The organism is Bacteroides sp. AM54-2NS, assembly GCF_003602935.1.
Classification (GTDB): domain Bacteria; phylum Bacteroidota; class Bacteroidia; order Bacteroidales; family Bacteroidaceae; genus Bacteroides; species Bacteroides xylanisolvens.
Genome location: NZ_QTMZ01000071.1, coordinates 1 through 20,311, shown reverse-complemented (window position 1 = coordinate 20,311; position 20,311 = coordinate 1). Strand labels below are relative to the sequence as shown.

Here is a 20,311-nt window from a genome sequence, read left to right as displayed (position 1 = left end):
TGCTTTCTCTTTTATGGTGTCCTCTTCCCGCCTATCAGTCTTTATCTTAATACAACAAAGATAATAAGACTGATATTTTCTGATAAGATGCGGAGGTGAATTATTCGTCTCGCTTGACTTTTTTAAAATAAATTTCCGACCTCTTATCTATTAACTGCAAACTTAGAGCTTTTTTTATAAATAACAGACATTCTATTGTTAATCTGCAGTTTGGGGAATTTGACTGCTACATAGTTCGTAAAATCAACATGAACATAATTAGCGGCAACCCTTATAGACTGCTGGGTGTATATTCTAACTCTCCGATTAAGGATCGCATAGCCAATGCGAATAAAATGAAGGCCTATTTGAAAGTCGGTAAATCTGTTAGCTTTCCACTAGATCTGTTAAATCTGATTCCAGCTCCGGTTCGTTTAGTTGAAAATATGGAGCATGCCAATGGAAGCATTAACTTGCCGCAAGATCAACTGAAATATGCACTTTTTTGGTTTATCAAAGTAACTTCTATTGATGAGATAGCTATGGGGTATTTGCAAAAGGGAGAAACGGAGAAAGCTAAAGAGCTGTTTGGAAAGAAAGAAACATTTTCATCATTAATCAATCTTGGTGTATTATCATTAATACAGAATGATCAGGTAACAGCTGTTCAAACCATAACGAAAGTTATTCATAATGATGATTATCGGGTAGCCTTTGTTGAAGAAGTTTGTGGTAGTACATATCAGTTGCCAGAAGATGATTTAGCGCGGTTATTTATAAATGAACTTCTAGTAGAAGCTCCTATTCAGAATTTAATGCAATTATTTTTTAAATATGGGACATCTGAAGAGGATAATAGTTATTTGAAGGATAAGGCGATTGCTGAACCCATAGCGATTATCAGTGCTGAAATAGCAAAAGCAAAGAATGTGAAGAATGATGATTTTAATGCTCAATATAGAGCTGGATTTTCTTTGAAGAATAATACGAAAGAACCTCTTGACATTATCAGAAGTCTCTTGAAAAAAAGTGATATGCAATATCAAATGATTGCAGATAATTTGGCAAAGCAGATTTTGCAATGTGGGATTAATTACTATAATAATACTGATGAGGATGAATATGTGAAAATTGACATAGCTTATGACCTCCAAAGTTATGCTTATTCTATTGCCATTGGTAAACTTACAAAAGATCGATGCAAGGAGAATATAGAAATATTGGATAAAAAAAGAAAAGAACTAGCTCCAATAGCTGTCAAAGAATACGATAAATTTATAAAAGCGGAATTGCTCAAGTATCAAGCTTTACCTAGTTTAATCAAACATGCGATTGATCTGATTAAAAAGTGTGTACCTTATCTCATGTCTATAAAAGAAGAGTTAGGAAGTACAGATTCTTATTATTTAAGACTTTCAACTTTGATTGTAAATGCTGCGCTGTATAATGTCATTGAGGAATTTAACAGTGTAAATAATCAAAATCTTCAGTTTGAATTATTGATAGATAGAGAACGAATTATTCGTAAAGTGAAAGCAGTATTTCAGGAAGCATGGGTAGCTATTTTATATATGGATAAATTGGATATGGAAAAAGATTTTGAAATTAACAGGTATTCTCAAAATCGTGCTTCTTTGAAAGAGCAAGTATTGGGGCTTGGGATTTCGACTTATCAGGCAATTCAACTTGATATGAATTCTGAATTACAGATGTTTAAAAAATGTAAGGATTCCTCTTCTTGTCAAAAATATCTAAGTGTATTCCCTAATGGAAAGTTTGTTGTGGAAATTGGAGCTAAAATGGAAGAATACGACTTCAATGCTTGTGTGACAACACAAAGTTGTTCTGCTTTTAGAAAAAAATATCCGAACAGTAAACTACCTATTAGTCAAAAGTGGGAAGATTGTTTCTATCATACTTGTAAGACTGCTGAAGACTATCAAAGGTATTTGAATGCTTATCCTAAGGGACGATATATTTCTTCTGCAAAAAATAAAATGGAAGAGATATCCTTTGGATGTTGTAAGACTATTGATGATTATAAGATTTATTTGCAGAAATATCCTGCTGGGAAATATAAAGATGAGGCGAGAAAAAATGTTGCAGATGAAGTTTATTGGAAAAATTGTATTACATCAGATATGAGGAGTGAATATCGTAATTATCTTGCTCAATTCCCCAATGGAAGGCATAGAACTGAAGCTCAACAGAAGATTGATGGGGTAGATTGGTCCAATATACTGTCTTGGGGATTTATAATTGCTGTCATTATTATATTAACCATTGTACTTAGTAATAATTGAAGATTATGCCACAATTAATACTATATCTATTGCTTGGGATTTTCTTTGTTCTGAATGCACTAGCTAAATGTTTGGTTAAAGTTACTCAGAGTAGTAATTCATACATACGCAATGGACTACATGTGCTTATGGGATTAGTGATAATATTTAGCATATTCTATGCTTGGTATACATATCAAAGAAGAGACATCATTTCTTTTGATAAATTAAAGGCAGAAATTACGATAGAAAAATGTCAGAACTTTATAGATAAATATCCTCATAGTGAAAAAATATCAGAAGTGAGAGACTGGATTAATAAGCAATATGAAAATGAATTGCGAGCAGCTAATGATTCATTAAGTTTAAGTCTTTTTATTGATAAATATTCTAGTAATAATCGTTTTAAAGAAGAGTATAAACATCCTTATTTAAACAAGGCTATAAAACAGTTAGATGAGGAAAAGAAAAGGTTAGAGTATGAACGTAATGAACAAATAAGGAGGGAGCAAGTGGTATGGAATTCAGAAGACAGAGCTTGGCAAACCGCTTCAGAAAGAGGTATGCTCGTTATGTTTCAGAGATATCTTAATTTATACCCTAATGGCGTTCATAGGTCAGAGGCTATGAAAAAGATAATTGACTTGGAAGTTGCTGATGTTTTTAGAAGTGGAAACTATGGTCAGTTGCCATCTATGGATAAAATAGGGTATGGAAAAAGTGCATATACTACGGTTACCGTAAAAAATGATACTCAATATACTTTAACGCTTTTATATAGTGGTACGGAAAGTAAGCGGATAGTTATAAGTTCTTATGATTCCCAAGGTGTGCAACTGAAATCGGGCTCTTATCGTATTGTTGCTTCTGTTGATGCTAGTAGGGTACGAAATTTTGCAGGGAAAGAAGATTTGACTGGGGGAATCTATAGTGTAAATTATTATATATCAACATCAAGATATTAGTCATGAAACAAATTTTTATCATTCTTATTTGTACATTAGTATGTACTGCAAAGCTTTATTCACAAACAGATAGTTTGTATGAAGCACATCAAAAGCATATTTTGGGATTAGAGCAATCTTTGAAAATTCTAAAATTGGAAAATGAGGTACTGAAAAGAGGTATTAAAATTCAAAAGGAAATGATTGATAGTCAAAGTAAAAAGTTAGAATCTATGAGCTCTACTATAGAGTCAACTAATCGAAATATTGAAGACATAGTAAATCAATTGGGGGTTAGAATTGATGAAGCAAATACATCTTTGCAGGCAAAGGCAACTACTAATGATTTAAAATCAAGAACTGTGTGGGGTGTTTCTTTATTCCTATTTTTTGCGATTATTTCGTTTGTGGTTTATTGGTTACTACATAGACGAATTGCGAAAGGATATTTAGATGTTACCGCATTGAAGATTAAAGCTGATAAGCTGAATGAGGATATCCTTAATCAATTTTCTTTAGATATGATTGAGATGCAAAAGATTACAGCCTCACTTGTAACATTATCTTCTATACAGGTAGCGCAAATTGAGAATGTTGCCCCAGATCATTCTTTAATAAAGACATTGGCTGACCGTATTACATTTATGGAAATGACGCTTTATAAAATGGATAAGGGAGTTCGTGGCTATAAACAACTTTCAAAGTCTATCATTCAGATGAAAGATAATTTGAAAGCTAATGGTTATGAGTTAGTTGATATGTTAGGAAAAACTTATAGCGATGGGATGAAAGTTACTGCAAACTTTGTTGAGGATGAAGAATTGAAAGAAGGTGAGCAAATTATAACTAGTATTATTAAACCTCAAATCAACTATAGGGGAGTAATGATACAATCAGCGCAGATAACAGTAAGTCAAAACCTTTAAATAATATGTAATATGGTACAGGTAAAAATGAAATACGGAATAGATTTAGGAACAACTAATTCCGCAATTTGTAGAATGGAAAATGGAGATCCATGTATAAAAAAAACAGATACTTTAAAAGATACCTTGTCTTCCTGCGTTTCGTTTACTAAGAAAAAGGTTATCAAGGTAGGGGATAGTGCATATAATGACCTTCGTCAGGATAAATCTAGGGCTACGAAGAAATGGTCTAGACAAAATGAAAACGTCTTTATTGAGTTTAAGAGAACAATGGGACTGGACACTCCTTATGAAACTTCTAATATGGGGTGTTCATTTTCTTCCGAGGATTTGTCATCGGAAGTGTTGAAAGCTTTGAAGTCTTTTGTATCAGATGATTCAATCAATGCTGCTGTTATTACAATTCCTGCAAAATTTAAAGCAGACCAAATAGCTGCAACTAAAAGATCTGCAATTCTTGCTGGTATTGAACATTGCGAATTGCTGCAAGAACCTATTGCTGCTTCTATGGCCTATGGACTAAGTTCTGCTAGGAAAGATGGTGTGTGGTTGGTGTTTGACTTTGGTGGAGGGACATTTGATGCAGCTTTACTGAAGGTGGAGGATGGAATCATGCAAGTCAAGGATACGGAGGGGGATAATTATCTTGGTGGTAAAAATTTAGATTATGCAATTGTGGATGAAATCATAATTCCATATCTTCAGGAAAATTATGTTATTGATAAAATCCTAGCAGATGATGCCAAGAAGCAGATATTGCGGGATGCTATGAAGTTTTATGCAGAGCAGGCAAAGAATCAATTGTCTTTTAAACCACATTGTGATATAACTTCCCAATTAGATGAATTTGGAGAGGATGATGAGGGGGCAGAATTGGAATTGGATATAGTTGTTACTCAGCAGCAAATAAAGGAAGTTGTTGCTCCTGTTTTTCAAAAAGCTATCAATATTTGCAAAGACTTACTCAAACGAAACAATATACAGGGAGGTGATTTAGATTCTTTGATTCTTGTTGGAGGGCCTACATATTCTCCTGTATTGCGTGAAATGCTAAAAGAACAAATAACATCTAATGTTGATACAAGTGTTGATCCGATGACTGCTGTTGCTAAAGGGGCTGCGTTATATGCTTCGGGTATTGATAGTGAAGTGACAGAAAAGATCAGCTTTGGGACTGTTGCTTTAGGACTTTCTTATGAATCTAGTTCTGTAGAAGTTGTGGAATTTGTATCTGTTAAATTATTACCGGATGAATGTACAGGGAGGCTTTCTTCTAAAGTTTTTGTGGAACTTATAAGAAATGATAGAGGTTGGTCGAGTGGCAAGATAGAAATTAATGAAATTGGAGATGTAGTGGAATGTCAGTTGATGGAAGGGAAGACTAATGTGTTCACTATTATAGCTTATGATGACAAGGGTACTTCAATTCCTTGTTTTCCCAATGAGGTGAATATAATGCAGGGCATTGTGGTCGGTAATGCTGTATTACCATATAATATAGGTATTGAAGTACATGACAGAAGCTTGAATAGAGATATTTTTATACCTCTTAAAGGGGTAGAGAAAAATCAACCTATTCCAGCCATTGGAGTGCGTAATGGTTTAAAGACGCCCAGACAACTTCGCCCGGGTATGTCAGCAGATAATATGGTTATACCAATTTATCAAGGTGAATATAATGTAGAAGGAACAAGTGCCATTTATAATGACCATGTGTTTAATGTCTCTATAAATGGAGATGATGTACCTGCACTTATTCCGGCAGATAGTGATTTGGATATAATACTAAAAGTTGATCGTTCTCAACAAATGATAATGGAAGTGACATTCCCGATTATTGGAGAAACGGTTGAAAAAGTTATAGAGGTAGCGCAGCGTTCGACGGGAGTTGATATTTATGATTTACAAAACCGACTCGATGAAGCAAAGCAGAAATTGATTTCGTTGCAATCAAGTCCGGCTATTAAAGAATCGGAAACCATTGAAGTTCAAAATATGCTGAATGATATTACCGGGCGGTTTGATGGCGAGAAAGATAGTGATGATGGCAAAATGCATTTGCTGGCAGATTTGCGTCGAGCATTTCTTAAAATAGAAGGAGTAGAGAAAGAACATGAGTGGGATTCTATAGAAGCTGAATTAAGAACCGAATTTGACAGGTTGGAAAAGGCGAATAGTGATTTAGGGAGTAAATATGATAATCAGGTAGAGGAGCTTCGTCGTCAGACAGATGTGGTGATTTGTCAAAAGGATGTTCAGGTGGGACGGCAAGTATTAGCTGATATAAATTCTCTGTTTATTACTGTCACTTTAATTTATCAGTTGGTTGGTTTTGTACGACATTATAGTCAGAATTTTAGGCAATATGCATGGAAGGATGCAAACCGTGCCCGGCAATTGCTTAATCAAGGAATGGAAATGGTGAATAATAATCCGATGGTAGAAACTTTACATCCACTTGTCTGTGCTGTTATTGATGTGATAGATATGCCTGAAAATGAGAAACCGGAGTTCTAACTATTGTTATTGAATATGCCTATATTGAGTAAAAATCAAAAGATAAACGGTTACACAGTTGTTTTCTTGGTAAAGCAGGGAATGTGTGCTGAAACTTATCGCGTAAAAGATGGTTTGGGGAATAACTTATTCCTCAAACTTATTAATTGTGCAAAATTACATCATTCGCAATTTGATGATGATGGTAATGTATTGGAACTACAGATTACCAAGCAATTAAAGCATCCCAATATCACAATGTATCGTGATAACTTAACATTACAATTGAATGGTCAAAGGTTTGTTTGTATTGTTTTTGATTTTATTGCAGGGGAAACTGCTGCTCAATATTTGACTCGTGAACAGACCTGTAGCGTATATCAGGCAAAGCAAATTGTAGCAGGTGTATTGAATGGCTTGAAATGCATTCATAATTTTTCTCGTCCGGTTATTCATAATGAATTAACGATTCAGAACGTAATGCTTGATTTGTCAAGTGAAATAGTAGTACCTAAAATTATAGATTTTGGGCATGCCAGATACATAGACCAAAACTTTGGTTTTATAAAAGAAGGAGTAAATCCATTTTATACAGCTCCTGAAGCATTCAATGGGATTTTTTCTCCACAAACAGATTTATTCTCAGTAGGAGCGTTACTTTATCATCTTTTATTTGGTTTACCTCCTTATTTTATGGATCTGTCTTTATTTCAAAAGGAAAGGATTTTATTGATAGATGCGGTTCAAGAAGGAAGGCAGAAACCTCTCAAAATACTTGATGCAAATAAATTTGAATTGGATGAGCAACTTATAAATACGATACATAAAGCGTTGTCTCTTGATATTGATAGTCGTTTTAAATCTGCTGATGAGTTTTTAAAGGCATTAAATGGTGAAATAAAGGTTTTGAAGTTATCTAATGAAGATAAAGTAAATACTAGTTTGGTAGAAAATACGTGTGTGCCAGTTAGGAAGGTTGGAAAAGGTTTTGCTGATGTAGCAGGTATGGTAGATTTGAAAGTGCAACTTCAATCTGATGTTATTGATTTGCTGCAACACCCGGAGCAAGCGAAGGAATTAGGCTTGTTCATTCCTAATGGTTTACTGTTTTATGGTCCTCCGGGATGCGGCAAGACGTTCTTTGCAGAAAAATTTGCCGAAGAAGCAGGAATTCATTATAGATATATCAAATGTTCGGATGTGGCATCTCCATATATTCATGGTGGACAAGGCAAAATAGCTGCAATTTTTGATGATGCTCGCAAGAATGCACCGACAATCTTGTTTTTCGATGAAATAGATGCTATGATTAAAGACCGTAGCAGACAAACTAATGTTAGTGAGGCTGGTGAAGTCAATGAATTTTTGGCACAATTGAATAATTGTGGTCAGAATGGAGTTTTGGTCATTGGTGCTACTAATAAACCGACAGAAATAGATAAAGCTGCTTTGCGTGCAGGGCGTTTAGAATTGAAATACTATATTCCCCAACCCGATAAAGAAACACGTAAAAGTATGTTTGAATTAAATCTGCAAAAGAGAAAGGTTGATTTCGGTATTGATTATGAAAGACTTGCATTACTAACAGAAAACTATATTTCGTCGGATATTAAATTGATTGTTGACATGGCGGCTCGATTGACTTTTCGGAGAAAAATGGGAAAGATTACAATGAATGTATTGGAGGAGGTTATTAAAACTTCTAAACCAAGTATCTCGATAGATGTCATACATGAGCATGAAGCTATCAGAGATAAATTCTTAGGAATAAAAACAAAATTTGATCAACGAAGGAAAATTGGATTTAATTAGTAGAATTATGGAAATAAATGAGTTGTATTTAAAAACAGCATTTTGCTGTATGGCATGCGATGGGGATATTGCGCCTAAAGAATTGGAATTTATAAGGAGCTACGTTTCTAATAACGAATTGTTCTCTGTGGTGGATGTGGAAAACAAGTTGAATGAATACGTAGCAGATATAAATCAGCAGGGCATATCATTTCTGAATGATTATTTGAAAGATATTGCTAATATGTCTTTAACAGAAACACAGGAACTTAATATTGTGAGGATTGCCATTCAAATGATAGAAGTTGATAATAAAATAGAATATTCAGAAATAAGTTTTTTCAAAAGGATTCGTCTTAATCTGAATATTTCGGATGTTACTATTCTTGAAGATATGCCAGATAAAGAAGATTATTTATTGCCTGACATTATTCTGAAAGAATATGAATTTGTTTTGAATACTCCTTTTCTAAATATAAACTTGAAGAATTAGAATGAGGACAATATTAATTATACTTTTCTCTATTATACAGATTCCTTGCGTTTTAGAGGGATGGTTATCCTATATTCTTAATTGCTTAATCAAGATGTTATCTAGGATAATATTCTTATTGGCAATAGTTTCATTTATTTGGTGGCCGTTGGATATGTTTTGTGGTATTTGTTGGGCAAGTTGTGAATCTATAAAGTTGAAATTGCAAGGTATTGATATTGACTTTTCTGAAGCATTGGTTTTGTATGTGCAACATTATCCACAATTGTGAGTCTTAGATAATAAATATGAATATATTGAGAGAAATATCATGTACATTTACTTCATATGTTGATGTTGAAGATCGTATATAAGAATAAGTCGGCAATGTGATAGGTGCTGTTATAGCTATGAGTTTATTCCTTATCTGAAATAAATAACCGTTTTTTTTGTTTTGTATACGAACAAAAATACTATATTTGTATTTTGTATATAGAACAATACCAGATATGGACAAGGAACAAATAAAGCAAATAATTGGTGAAAATCAAGAGTTTGTGAAGGATATAACATTTATGGAACGTCCTTTTACTTTTGAGGATGCGGGTAATTATGTGTTTTTAGGTATTCGCCGGGCTGGAAAATCCTATTTGATGTATCAGCGGATACACCAACTTCTGAAAAAAGGGCATACGATAGAAGAAATACTATATATCAACTTTGAAGATGAACGTTTTATCGGCTTGAAATCGGAAGAGTTGGACGATATAAAATTGGCATACGAAGAGACTTTTCCCTATCAGCCTATTTTCTTCTTGGATGAGATACAAGTTGTAGACGGGTGGGAAAAGTTCGTTCGTCGGTTGGTAGATAAAAAATATCGTGTATATGTGACTGGAAGTAATGCGAAGATGTTGAGTAGTGAGATTGCTACGACATTAGGCGGGCGTTTTCTTATTCAGGAGGTATATCCGTATTCTTTTCGTGAGTTTCTTCTTTCGCAGGATATAATCTTAAAAACAAACTGGCTTTATACTCCAAGTTTACGTAATGAAGTGGTGCGCACTTTTGATGCTTATTTTTATAATGGGGGATTTCCTGAATTGATAGCATTTAAAGATAAACGTTCTTGGTTGAGCGGGCTTTATCAGAAAATATTCTTTGGTGATCTGGTGGCCCGTTATGCACTACGTAATTCGGATTCGATGAGTTTGTTGGTGAAAAAACTTGCTGAAAGTGTCATGCAACCCTCTTCTTACAATCGACTTAAAAATATAGTATCTTCAGCGGGAGAGAGCGTGGGGGTGCGAACAGTTATTGACTATGTGGGATATTTGGAAGAAACTTGGCTGATATTCAGTATTGAAAATTATGCAGCTCGTTTTGCGGAAAGAGAGAGTAACCGGAAATACTATTTTATTGATAATGGCATTTTGAATCTGTTTATCTTTAATCCGGAAACTTTGTTGTTGGAGAATTTAGTAGCTGTCTCTTTATATAGAATGGTTGGAAAGGAGCTATATTTCTATAATCAAAATGTAGAAGTTGATTTTTATATCCCTGATCAGAAATGGCTTGTTCAAGCATCATATAATATTTCTGATACTCAAACTTTTACTCGTGAAGTAAATGGGCTTTTGAAAACAGCAAAGTTCTTAAAGGCGGAGAAGTTACAAATTGTGACTCGTAATGAAGAACGTACGGTGGAACAGGATGGTTTTACAATAGAGGTGATTCCCATTTGGAAATGGATGATAATGCTAGAGAATAAGTGACATCAGGGTAAAGTGGATGAGACAACAAAAAGAAAATTGGAAAAATAACTAATACAATTTATATATGGGCTGTTTAATGAATTTATTGTGGTTGTTGCTTGGTGGTATTTTTACTGCCGTTGAATACCTCATTTCAAGTATATTGATGATGCTTACCATTATTGGTATTCCGTTTGGTATGCAAACCTTGAAACTGGCAGGACTTGCTTTGTGGCCTTTCGGTAAAGAGGTAAGAAGTGGAAACCGCTCTGGCGGTTGCCTTTATATATTGATGAATATCCTGTGGATATTTTTGGGTGGCATTTGGATCTGTCTGTCCCATTTGGTTTTCGGGGCTATATTATGTATTACTATCATTGGTATTCCTTTTGGCTTACAGCACTTTAAATTGGCAGCTTTGGCATTATCACCTTTTGGGAAAGACATTATAACAGTGTAAGAGTAGTTGTAGGGAAGCGTATGCTTATAATTAAAAGTTATAATGCATAATTAGAAACTATTGGCGGGTCTTGATTGTTTACCGTACCTTTGCAGCCGGAAAACAATTAAAGATAAAAAGATATGATTTCAACAGCTACAAAAACTTTGCAGGCAAATAATAAAATGATTTATGTTGCACTGCTTTCTACTCTGACTTTCTTTCTTTTTTTAGACTATATTCCAGGATTGGAAGCATGGTCGGCTTGGGTAACTCCTCCGGTTGCTTTGTTCCTCGGACTTATTTTTGCATTGACTTGCGGACAAGCGCATCCTAAGTTTAATAAGAAAACCTCTAAATATCTGTTGCAATATTCAGTTGTAGGATTGGGATTTGGTATGAATCTTCATTCTGCTTTAGCTTCCGGTAAGGAAGGCATGGAGTTTACGGTCATTTCGGTGATCGGAACCTTGGTAATAGGTTGGTTTATTGGACGTAAGTTGTTCAAGATCGACCGTAATACAGCTTATCTTATCAGTTCGGGAACTGCTATCTGTGGTGGTAGTGCTATCGCAGCAGTGGGACCAGTGTTGAAAGCGAAGGACAGTGAAATGTCTGTGGCATTGGGTACTATCTTTATCTTGAATGCTATCGCACTTTTCATTTTCCCTGCCATTGGTCATGCATTAAATATGGATCAGCAACAATTCGGAACATGGGCGGCCATTGCCATTCATGATACCAGTTCTGTAGTAGGTGCAGGAGCTGCTTATGGCGAAGAAGCATTGAAAGTGGCAACCACTATTAAACTGACCCGTGCGCTTTGGATTATCCCGATGGCTTTTGCTACTTCCTTTATTTTCAAGAGCAAAGGACAAAAGATAAGTATTCCATGGTTTATCTTCTTCTTCGTGTTGGCATTGGTAGTAAACACTTATTTGCTGGATGGAGTACCACAATTGGGAGCGGCTATTAACGGTATTGCCCGTAAAACTCTGACGATTACCATGTTTTTCATCGGTGCTTCTCTTTCTATTGATGTATTGAAAGCAGTTGGAATAAAGCCTTTGGTTCAAGGGATTTTGCTTTGGGTAATAATCAGCTTGAGCACATTGGCATACATTTATTTTGTATAAGAGGAAAAAAGAGAGAATTATATAAAAGAGAAAAAGGTGGGAGAATGATCGTAGTAAACGATTTTCTCCCACCTTTGTTTATTCAGTTTTAGTCTGTGGATAAAGCAGAATTAAAGCAAATTATTTCTTCTTCAATTCTTCAAAGATTAATCCTTCCAGTTCTTCAGCCAGTTCAGGATTATCCATGATGCATTGTTTGGCGGCATCACGTCCTTGTCCTAACTTAGTATCGTTGTAGCTATACCATGAACCGCTCTTCTTGATGATTCCCAAGTCAGCACCCAAGTCGATGATTTCTCCGGAATGGGAGATACCCTCACCGAACATGATGTCAAATTCTGCTTTGCGGAAAGGAGGTGCTACTTTATTCTTCACCACTTTCACCTTAGTCAGTTTACCGAGAATCTCTTCGCCATCTTTGATCGGTTGGCTACCACGGATATCCAAACGTACAGAAGCGTAGAACTTCAAAGCGTTACCACCGGTTGTTGTTTCCGGGTTACCGAACATAACACCGATCTTCTCACGCAACTGGTTGATGAAAATACAAGTAGTACGTGTCTTGCTCACAGCAGCTGTCAACTTACGAAGAGCCTGCGACATCAAACGTGCTTGAAGGCCTACTTTGTTATCACCCATGTCGCCTTCGATTTCCGCTTTAGGAGTCAGTGCAGCTACAGAGTCAATAACGATGATGTCGATAGCAGAAGAACGAATCAGTTGTTCCGCAATCTCCAACGCTTGCTCGCCGTTATCCGGTTGAGAGATATAAAGATCATCGATATTTACGCCCAGTTTAGATGCGTAGAAACGGTCGAAAGCGTGTTCGGCATCAATAAAAGCAGCGATACCGCCGGCCTTTTGTGCTTCAGCAATGGCGTGGATAGCCAATGTTGTTTTACCGGAAGACTCCGGGCCATAGATTTCAATGATTCTACCTCTTGGGTAACCTCCAACGCCAAGTGCCACGTTCAGGGCAATAGAGCCTGTTGGGATCACTTCTACTTGTTCAACACTATCATCACCCATTTTCATGATAGAACCTTTACCGAGCTCTTTTCTATCTTTTCCATGGCAGCCTGTAAGGCTTTTAGTTTTTCGCTTGATGCCATTTTATTATCTGTTTCAAAATTAAGTTCGTCTTTTTTTGCCATACCTTATTCTTATATAATTAATGGAGTTATTGATTTAAAATCTGTGAGGCATGTTCTTTGGTCTTCACTTCTTTGGGAGTGATAATCCGTTCTACGATTCCCTCTTCATTAATCAGGAAAGTAGTGCGGAAAGTACCCATGTAAGCACGTCCGTACAGTTTCTTTTCTCCCCATACTCCAAATTCTTCTACTAACTTTTTGTCAGTGTCAGCAATCAGAGTGAAAGGAAGATTGTTCTTTTCGATGAATTTCTGGTGCGACTTTTCATTGTCTACGCTGACACCGATTACTTCATAGCCGGCTTTACGTAGTTCGGAATAGTTGTCGCGCAGGTTACACGCTTGTGCGGTGCAACCTGATGTACTGTCCTTTGGGTAGAAGTACAACACAATTTTTTTTCCTTTATAAGCACTTAAACGGATTTCTTCGCCTTTCTCATTGATACCCAAGACTTCCGGTGCTTTATCTCCTACGTTTATCATAACTTTCTTTTAATGAATAGGTGTACGCTTATAATTCCAAATCCTTGTCGAACTCTTCATGCCAGGGAAGACCTTGCTTATTGAGTTGTTCCATGAACGGATCCGGATTGAATTCTTCTACATTGTTTACACCCGGACGATTCCATTCGCCTTTGAAGAACATCATGGCTCCAATCATTGCCGGAACTCCGGTGGTGTAGCTTACTCCCTGCATACCGGTTTCCTGATAAGCTTCCTGGTGACTACAGTTGTTGTATACATAGTAAGTACGTTCCTTACCATCTTTCAGACCACGGATACGGCAACCGATAGAAGTTTCTCCTTCGTAGTTTTCTCCTAAATCCTGCGGGTTAGGCAATACAGCCTTCAAGAATTGCAATGGTACAATCTTCATTCCGTTGTAATCAACCTCGTCGATTCGTGCCATACCGATGTTTTGGATAACGCGTAAATGAGTTAAATACTCCTGTCCGAAAGTCATCCAGAAACGTGCACGTTTGATAGTCGGATAATGTTTCACCAAAGATTCCAGTTCTTCGTGATAAAGAAGATAAGAGTCACGCGGACCGATGTTCGGGTATGTCAGGTCTTTATGGATTTCCAGCGGACCGGTAGTTACCCATTTGCCATTTTCATAATAGCGTCCGTTTTGTGTAATCTCGCGAATGTTGATCTCCGGATTGAAGTTTGTAGCAAAAGCCTTATGATGGTTACCTGCATTGCAGTCTACAATGTCCAGATATTGAATCTCATCAAAATAATGTTTAGCTGCATAGGCAGTATAGATACCGCTTACTCCCGGGTCGAATCCGCAGCCGAGGATAGCTGTCAGACCTGCTTCTTTGAAACGATCGTGATAAGCCCACTGCCAGCTGTATTCAAAATGAGCTTCATCTTTCGGCTCATAGTTGGCGGTGTCCAGATAGTTCACTCCGGCTTTCAGACAAGCTTCCATAATCGTCAGATCCTGATAAGGGAGAGCTACATTAATCACCATTTCGGGTTTGAAATTGTTGAATAAGGCTACCAGCTCCTCTACATTGTCTGCGTCAACTTTAGCTGTTTTTATATTGGGGTTACCTATTGCCTCGACGATTTTATCGCATTTCTCTTTCGTACGACTGGCAATCATGATATCTGTAAATACATCGGCATTTTGTGCCACTTTGTGTGCAACGACAGTGCCAACACCGCCTGCACCAATAATAAGAACTCTACCCATTTCTGTATTTAATGAATTATAATTTATGATTTATGATTTATTGGTTTGGCAAATATACGTGATTATTTTCAGATAATCATTGCGCAGCTACTCCTTTTTATTTGTAACGTTGCAAGGTTCCGTTTTCGAATTCCAGCGTTTTGCCATTGTAGAACCAAGTTTCGAAACGACTGTCTTTTTTCAGCTCGATTTCTATCGGATCACCAATGGATAAACGACATTCTACTGTGCTCATCCCTGCCTCTAAATCTCCCCGGGAGATAATCTGCCAACGGCTTTCTGTAATGCCCGGATATTTCTTATGTATATCCTCGAATTCGAAAAAGTCCTCGATATAATTATCATTTTTGACAATCACGTCATATTTCAGATCTGTTTCCAATTCATAGATTGCCCCGTCCCTATCCGTTAATGACAGGGTAGCCAGGCTGCCGGGGGGAGATAATTTAATCTCTTTTATTTGCAGAACCGTATATCGGGGCAAGTGAACACGTGATTCGGTCTGCTTATCTTCAAAAGATACGATTCTTTTGGCCGGCAGCATCTTTTTAGGATAAACGGTCATTCCCAAGTATTTATTTTTCAGGCTTTCAATAGTACCCAGACTCTTGTTAGTGAAACTGAATGCATTTGAAAAATATTTCATTCTCTTTTCGCCTTGAAAATCATTCAGGTCCATGCCGGAGTTCGTTCGCGAGAGAGCGACTTCCAAATAATAAGAATGTCCCTGTGTATCTTTGAATACGATTTTCACTGGATATGCCTGACTGCCGACTCCAATAGCGGTAATTGTAGCTCCGTATTGACAGGAATTGCTATATTCTGATAGCCGGATAATTGTTGGCATCGTCTACCCGGGCACTTTCAGATTGTATATAGACTGTTTTTCCTATTAACAACTCTTTGGCAGTATCTACATCTTTCAGATAAACCAATCCATTGATACCGGCACGGGGAGCCTTCTCGCAAATCTCGTCCAGCCTCATGTTCTTTATGTCATAATAATATTTTTCTCCCTCACATTCGAATACGAAGCGAGTGGAATAGTTAGTCCCGGTTGATATATTTTGAGCCTTCTCTTCTGTTCCCGTGAAAGTGAGAATTTTGTGCTTCAGCAGGCTGTTGTCTATTCCTTTTTCGGTGTCGTAGCTGGAAAGAGTAGGAAGGAACATGTTCCGTGTAGAAGGAACAAACATAAACTTCATTCCGGGTGTCCATTTACACAGCGGTTGCAGTGGAAAGTTATTCTTGATGAATTGTTCTTCTTCACCTACAGGGATTTCCTGTGTGGAAGGAGTAGTGACAATGTAATCACTTTGAGCTGTGATAGGACACGTGCCACAACAGAATAGAATTAAAGACAGGACAATTATTCTCATATTTGTTTACTTTAAGTGAACTATGTAAATTGTTCGTTTGTTGTATATCTACTGGCAAATGTATATATTTTATGTTGTATTGGATGTTATTTTCCAATCTTTTTGATATCTTTGCCCCCGATTTTAACTTAAACGTTATAACAATATGAAGAAAGTATTTGTTTCAATTTGCATTGCTGGTGCAGCACTTGCAATGTCTTCGTGCCGTTCGGTTGAGAAGGCAATCCCCCTGTCATCTATCAATGGTGAATGGAATATTATAGAAGTCAACGGCTCGAAAATTGCTCCGGGCGAAAGTAGAACCCTTCCTTTTATCGCTTTTGATACAGCGACCGGTCGTGTGTCCGGTAATAGCGGATGTAATCGTATGATGGGCAGTTTCGATGTAAATGCGAAGCCGGGAAGCCTTGAACTTACAGGGATGGCTAGTACCCGAATGATGTGTCCGGATATGACTACTGAAAATAATGTATTGAATGCTTTTGCGCAAGTAAAAGGATACAAGAAGGCAGGTAAAGATAAGATGTATCTTTGCAATTCGTCCAACCGTCCGGTTGTCGTTCTACAAAAGAAGGAGGCTGATGTGAAACTTTCAGTTTTGAATGGAGAATGGAAAATTAAAGAAGTGAATGGTGAAGCAATTCCTTCCGGTATGGAAAAACAACCTTTCATTGCTTTTGATGTGAAGAAAAAGACTATTCATGCAATGCCGGATGTAATTTGATTAATGGTGGTTTTGAAACCAGTACAAGTAATGCCAAATCTATTTCTTTCCCGGGAGTAGCAAGCACAATGATGGCTTGTCCTGATATGGAAACAGAAGGTAAGGTGCTGAAAGCTATCAATGAAGTGAAATCATTCGATGTGTTGTCCGGTGGTGGCATTGGTTTGTATGATGCAAACGGTGCATTGGTCATCGTGCTGGAAAAGTAATAAAGAAGAGTTATATATAATAGGATATGCCTGTGTCGCACTTGACGATACAGGCATATTTTTCCTTTATCGAACCAGAGCCGCCTGTATTTGTTTAAAGAAACAGTTGCTGATTGGCTTTGAATATGACTATATCAGCAGTGTTTATTTATTAAAACTGTCTTTTTGGCAGATATTATGTCATGCATTCGTATAATTTTCTTTTGGCACACGGTTTGCTTTTTAATAAGCGTCCGTTCGCGGCGAAGCTCCTTGATAAGAGCAGAGAAACAACCGGACAAAAAGAAATCATTGAATAAATAATAAATAAAAAAATAACGATCATGGGAAAAATTATTGGTATTGACTTAGGAACTACAAACTCTTGTGTTGCCGTATTCGAAGGTAACGAACCTGTAGTAATTGCAAACAGTGAAGGTAAGCGTACAACTCCTTCTGTTGTCGCTTTCGTTGATGGTGGCGAACGTAAAGTGGGTGATCCTGCAAAACGTCAGGCTATTACGAACCCTACACGTACAATCTTCTCTATCAAACGTTTCATGGGTGAAAATTGGGATCAGGTACAAAAAGAAGTGACTCGTGTTCCTTATAAAGTAGTGAAAGGTGACAACAACACTCCGCGTGTTGACATCGACGGACGTCTGTATACTCCGCAAGAAATCTCTGCAATGATTCTTCAGAAAATGAAGAAGACTGCCGAAGATTACCTTGGACAGGAAGTAACAGAAGCAGTCATCACCGTTCCTGCTTATTTCTCCGACTCTCAACGTCAGGCTACAAAAGAAGCCGGACAGATTGCCGGTCTGGAAGTAAAACGTATTGTAAACGAACCGACAGCCGCAGCTCTTGCTTACGGCCTAGATAAGGCTCACAAAGATATGAAGATTGCTGTATTCGACCTTGGTGGTGGTACATTCGATATCTCTATCCTCGAATTTGGTGGTGGTGTATTTGAAGTACTTTCTACAAACGGTGATACTCACCTTGGTGGTGACGACTTCGACCAGGTAATCATCAACTGGTTGGTACAGGAATTCAAGAACGACGAAGGTGCTGACTTGACTCAGGATCCGATGGCTTTGCAACGTCTGAAAGAAGCTGCTGAAAAAGCTAAGATTGAGCTTTCTTCTTCTACAAGTACAGAAATCAACTTGCCGTATATCATGCCGGTAGGTGGTGTGCCTAAGCATTTGGTGAAGACTTTGACTCGTGCAAAATTCGAATCTCTGGCTCACGAATTGATCCAGGCTTGTCTTGAACCATGTAAGAAAGCAATGAGCGATGCAGGTTTGAACAATGCTGATATTGATGAAGTAATCCTTGTTGGTGGTTCTTCACGTATTCCGGCTGTTCAGAAATTGGTAGAAGATTTCTTCGGCAAAGCTCCTTCTAAAGGTGTGAATCCGGATGAAGTAGTAGCTATTGGTGCTGCTGTGCAGGGTGCTGTTTTGACAGACGAGATCAAAGGTGTAGTATTGTTGGATGTTACTCCGCTGTCAATGGGTATCGAAACACTGGGTGGTGTAATGACTAAGTTGATCGACGCTAACACTACCATTCCGGCTCGTAAGAGTGAAACATTCTCTACTGCTGCTGATAATCAAAGTGAAGTTACGATTCATGTATTGCAGGGAGAACGTCCGATGGCTGCTCAGAATAAATCAATCGGTCAGTTCAATTTGTCAGGTATTGCTCCGGCCCGTCGTGGTGTTCCTCAAATTGAGGTTACATTCGATATCGATGCGAACGGTATCTTGAAAGTATCTGCTAAAGATAAGGCTACTGGTAAAGAACAAGCTATCCGCATCGAAGCATCCAGCGGTTTGAGCAAGGAAGAAATCGAAAAGATGAAGGCTGAAGCTGAAGCTAATGCTGAAGCAGATAAGAAAGAACGTGAAAAAATCGATAAGCTGAACCAGGCTGACAGCGTAATCTTCCAGACTGAAAATCAGTTGAAGGAATTAGGTGATAAGTTGCCTGCTGATAAGAAAGCTCCGATTGAAGCTGCTTTGCAGAAGTTGAAAGATGCTCACAAAGCACAGGACTTGGCTGCTATTGATACTGCTATGGCAGAGATCAATACTGCCTTCCAGGCTGCAAGTGCTGAAATGTACGCACAGGGTGGTGCACAAGGTGGTGCACAGGCTGGTCCTGATATGAACGGTGATGCTGGTCAGCAAGATAATAGCAAGCATGGAGATAACGTTCAGGATGCTGACTTTGAGGAAGTGAAGTAAGCTCCTATAGAAATAAGAATACATTATCATAAGGAAAGCGTGTAGCTCAATGAGTTACACGCTTTTCTTGTTTTTGGCCGTACACAATAATATTGCTATCTTTGCGTTATTATTATAAACATCTGTACCTCATTTGTATCTCGAAACTATAGTAGATAATGTGCGAAACTATGGGGCGCAAGATAATTAGTAACAATAACATAGAGATATTAGTATGCCTGGATCAAAGTATAAGATAGTGCGGAAGTGTCCTGTATGCGGAGAAGAATTCTTCGCACGGACTTTGGAGTCTTGGTATTGCTCGCCAAAATGTTCCAAAGTAGCTTGGAAACGCAAGCATGATGAAGAAAAGCGTCAGTTGGAATTAGACAGCATAGCCAAGAGTATTCCCAATTATAGGGATTATATCACAATAACAGAAGCGTATGCTTTGTTTGGTATTAGCCGAGATTCCATTTATCGGCTAATAAACTGAACCGAATCTCATCTATTAAGCGTAAAGGAGCCAAAATCAAGGTCAGCAAAACGGAATTGATGAAGTTATACCCACTTCGGCAATCTCCGCTTGACACCAACCCAAGGAAACCAGTTACCATGTACCGCATGGAACCAGAGGATTGCTATACAATAGGTGAGATTTCCAAGAAATTTCATCTGGATGACAGCACCGTGTATGCTCATATAC

At 37.5% G+C, this 20,311-nt stretch carries 12 protein-coding genes and 4 pseudogenes; 12 read left to right on the top strand and 4 right to left on the bottom strand.

Translation table 11 applies throughout. The features are described from left to right. The first annotated feature begins 347 nt into the window (after window positions 1-347). The 9 genes from DXA05_RS24210 (at window position 348) to DXA05_RS24170 (ending at window position 12,219) form a co-directional block, all read left to right on the top strand. The gene (locus DXA05_RS24210; RefSeq protein WP_128859717.1) at window positions 348-2,282 is read left to right on the top strand and encodes a hypothetical protein; all 1,935 of its coding nucleotides are present in this window, start codon (window positions 348-350) and stop codon (window positions 2,280-2,282) included. Between the two features lie 5 nt (window positions 2,283-2,287). After that, entirely contained in the window at window positions 2,288-3,226 is a 939-nt protein-coding gene (locus DXA05_RS24205) for a hypothetical protein (protein WP_128859716.1), read from the top strand. Window positions 3,227-3,228: 2 nt separating this feature from the next. Then, window positions 3,229-4,131 carry a hypothetical protein gene (locus DXA05_RS24200; protein ID WP_087323065.1) on the top strand — a complete coding sequence of 301 codons (903 nt, stop codon included), beginning with the start codon at window positions 3,229-3,231 and terminating at the stop codon, window positions 4,129-4,131. Window positions 4,132-4,143: 12 nt separating this feature from the next. Then, window positions 4,144-6,648: an Hsp70 family protein gene (locus tag DXA05_RS24195; RefSeq protein ID WP_087323060.1), complete on the top strand. Its 2,505-nt coding sequence runs from the start codon at window positions 4,144-4,146 to the stop codon at window positions 6,646-6,648. A gap of 24 nt (window positions 6,649-6,672) precedes the next feature. Beyond that, window positions 6,673-8,439 (top strand): AAA family ATPase, encoded by a 1,767-nt coding sequence (locus DXA05_RS24190; RefSeq protein ID WP_284515687.1) that lies wholly within the window; start codon window positions 6,673-6,675, stop codon window positions 8,437-8,439. Between the two features lie 7 nt (window positions 8,440-8,446). After that, window positions 8,447-8,911 carry a TerB family tellurite resistance protein gene (locus tag DXA05_RS24185; protein WP_128859714.1) on the top strand — a complete coding sequence of 155 codons (465 nt, stop codon included), beginning with the start codon at window positions 8,447-8,449 and terminating at the stop codon, window positions 8,909-8,911. Window positions 8,912-9,399: 488 nt separating this feature from the next. Continuing rightward, window positions 9,400-10,665 carry an ATP-binding protein gene (locus tag DXA05_RS24180; protein WP_128859713.1) on the top strand — a complete coding sequence of 422 codons (1,266 nt, stop codon included), beginning with the start codon at window positions 9,400-9,402 and terminating at the stop codon, window positions 10,663-10,665. Between the two features lie 64 nt (window positions 10,666-10,729). After that, the gene (locus DXA05_RS24175) at window positions 10,730-11,104 is read left to right on the top strand and encodes a YccF domain-containing protein (RefSeq protein WP_008021320.1); all 375 of its coding nucleotides are present in this window, start codon (window positions 10,730-10,732) and stop codon (window positions 11,102-11,104) included. A 122-nt stretch (window positions 11,105-11,226) separates the two neighbouring features. After that, window positions 11,227-12,219, top strand: a complete 993-nt coding sequence (locus DXA05_RS24170) for a putative sulfate exporter family transporter (protein WP_004312517.1) — start codon at window positions 11,227-11,229, stop codon at window positions 12,217-12,219. Between the two features lie 120 nt (window positions 12,220-12,339). On the opposite strand, the pseudogene recA reads toward DXA05_RS24170, so the two are convergent. The 4 genes and pseudogenes from recA to DXA05_RS24150 all read right to left on the bottom strand — a co-directional run bounded on the left by recA (window position 12,340) and on the right by DXA05_RS24150 (window position 16,456). Then, window positions 12,340-13,373, bottom strand: a pseudogene (recA, locus tag DXA05_RS24165) (recombinase RecA). A gap of 26 nt (window positions 13,374-13,399) precedes the next feature. Further along, window positions 13,400-13,855 carry a thioredoxin-dependent thiol peroxidase gene (gene bcp, locus DXA05_RS24160; protein WP_004312515.1) on the bottom strand — a complete coding sequence of 152 codons (456 nt, stop codon included), beginning with the start codon at window positions 13,853-13,855 and terminating at the stop codon, window positions 13,400-13,402. 28 nt (window positions 13,856-13,883) lie between these two features. Continuing rightward, window positions 13,884-15,077, bottom strand: coding sequence for a saccharopine dehydrogenase family protein (locus DXA05_RS24155; RefSeq protein WP_087318555.1), 1,194 nt, complete (start codon window positions 15,075-15,077; stop codon window positions 13,884-13,886). A 97-nt stretch (window positions 15,078-15,174) separates the two neighbouring features. Next, a pseudogene (locus DXA05_RS24150) lies at window positions 15,175-16,456 on the bottom strand (hypothetical protein). A gap of 145 nt (window positions 16,457-16,601) precedes the next feature. Here DXA05_RS24150 and DXA05_RS24145 point away from each other — a divergent pair. The 3 genes and pseudogenes from DXA05_RS24145 to DXA05_RS24130 all read left to right on the top strand — a co-directional run. Beyond that, a pseudogene (locus DXA05_RS24145) lies at window positions 16,602-17,389 on the top strand (META domain-containing protein). 323 nt (window positions 17,390-17,712) lie between these two features. Then, window positions 17,713-19,626 carry a molecular chaperone DnaK gene (gene dnaK / locus DXA05_RS24135; RefSeq protein WP_004313949.1) on the top strand — a complete coding sequence of 638 codons (1,914 nt, stop codon included), beginning with the start codon at window positions 17,713-17,715 and terminating at the stop codon, window positions 19,624-19,626. A 214-nt stretch (window positions 19,627-19,840) separates the two neighbouring features. Beyond that, window positions 19,841-20,311 (top strand): annotated as a pseudogene (locus tag DXA05_RS24130) (helix-turn-helix domain-containing protein); the annotation flags it as partial.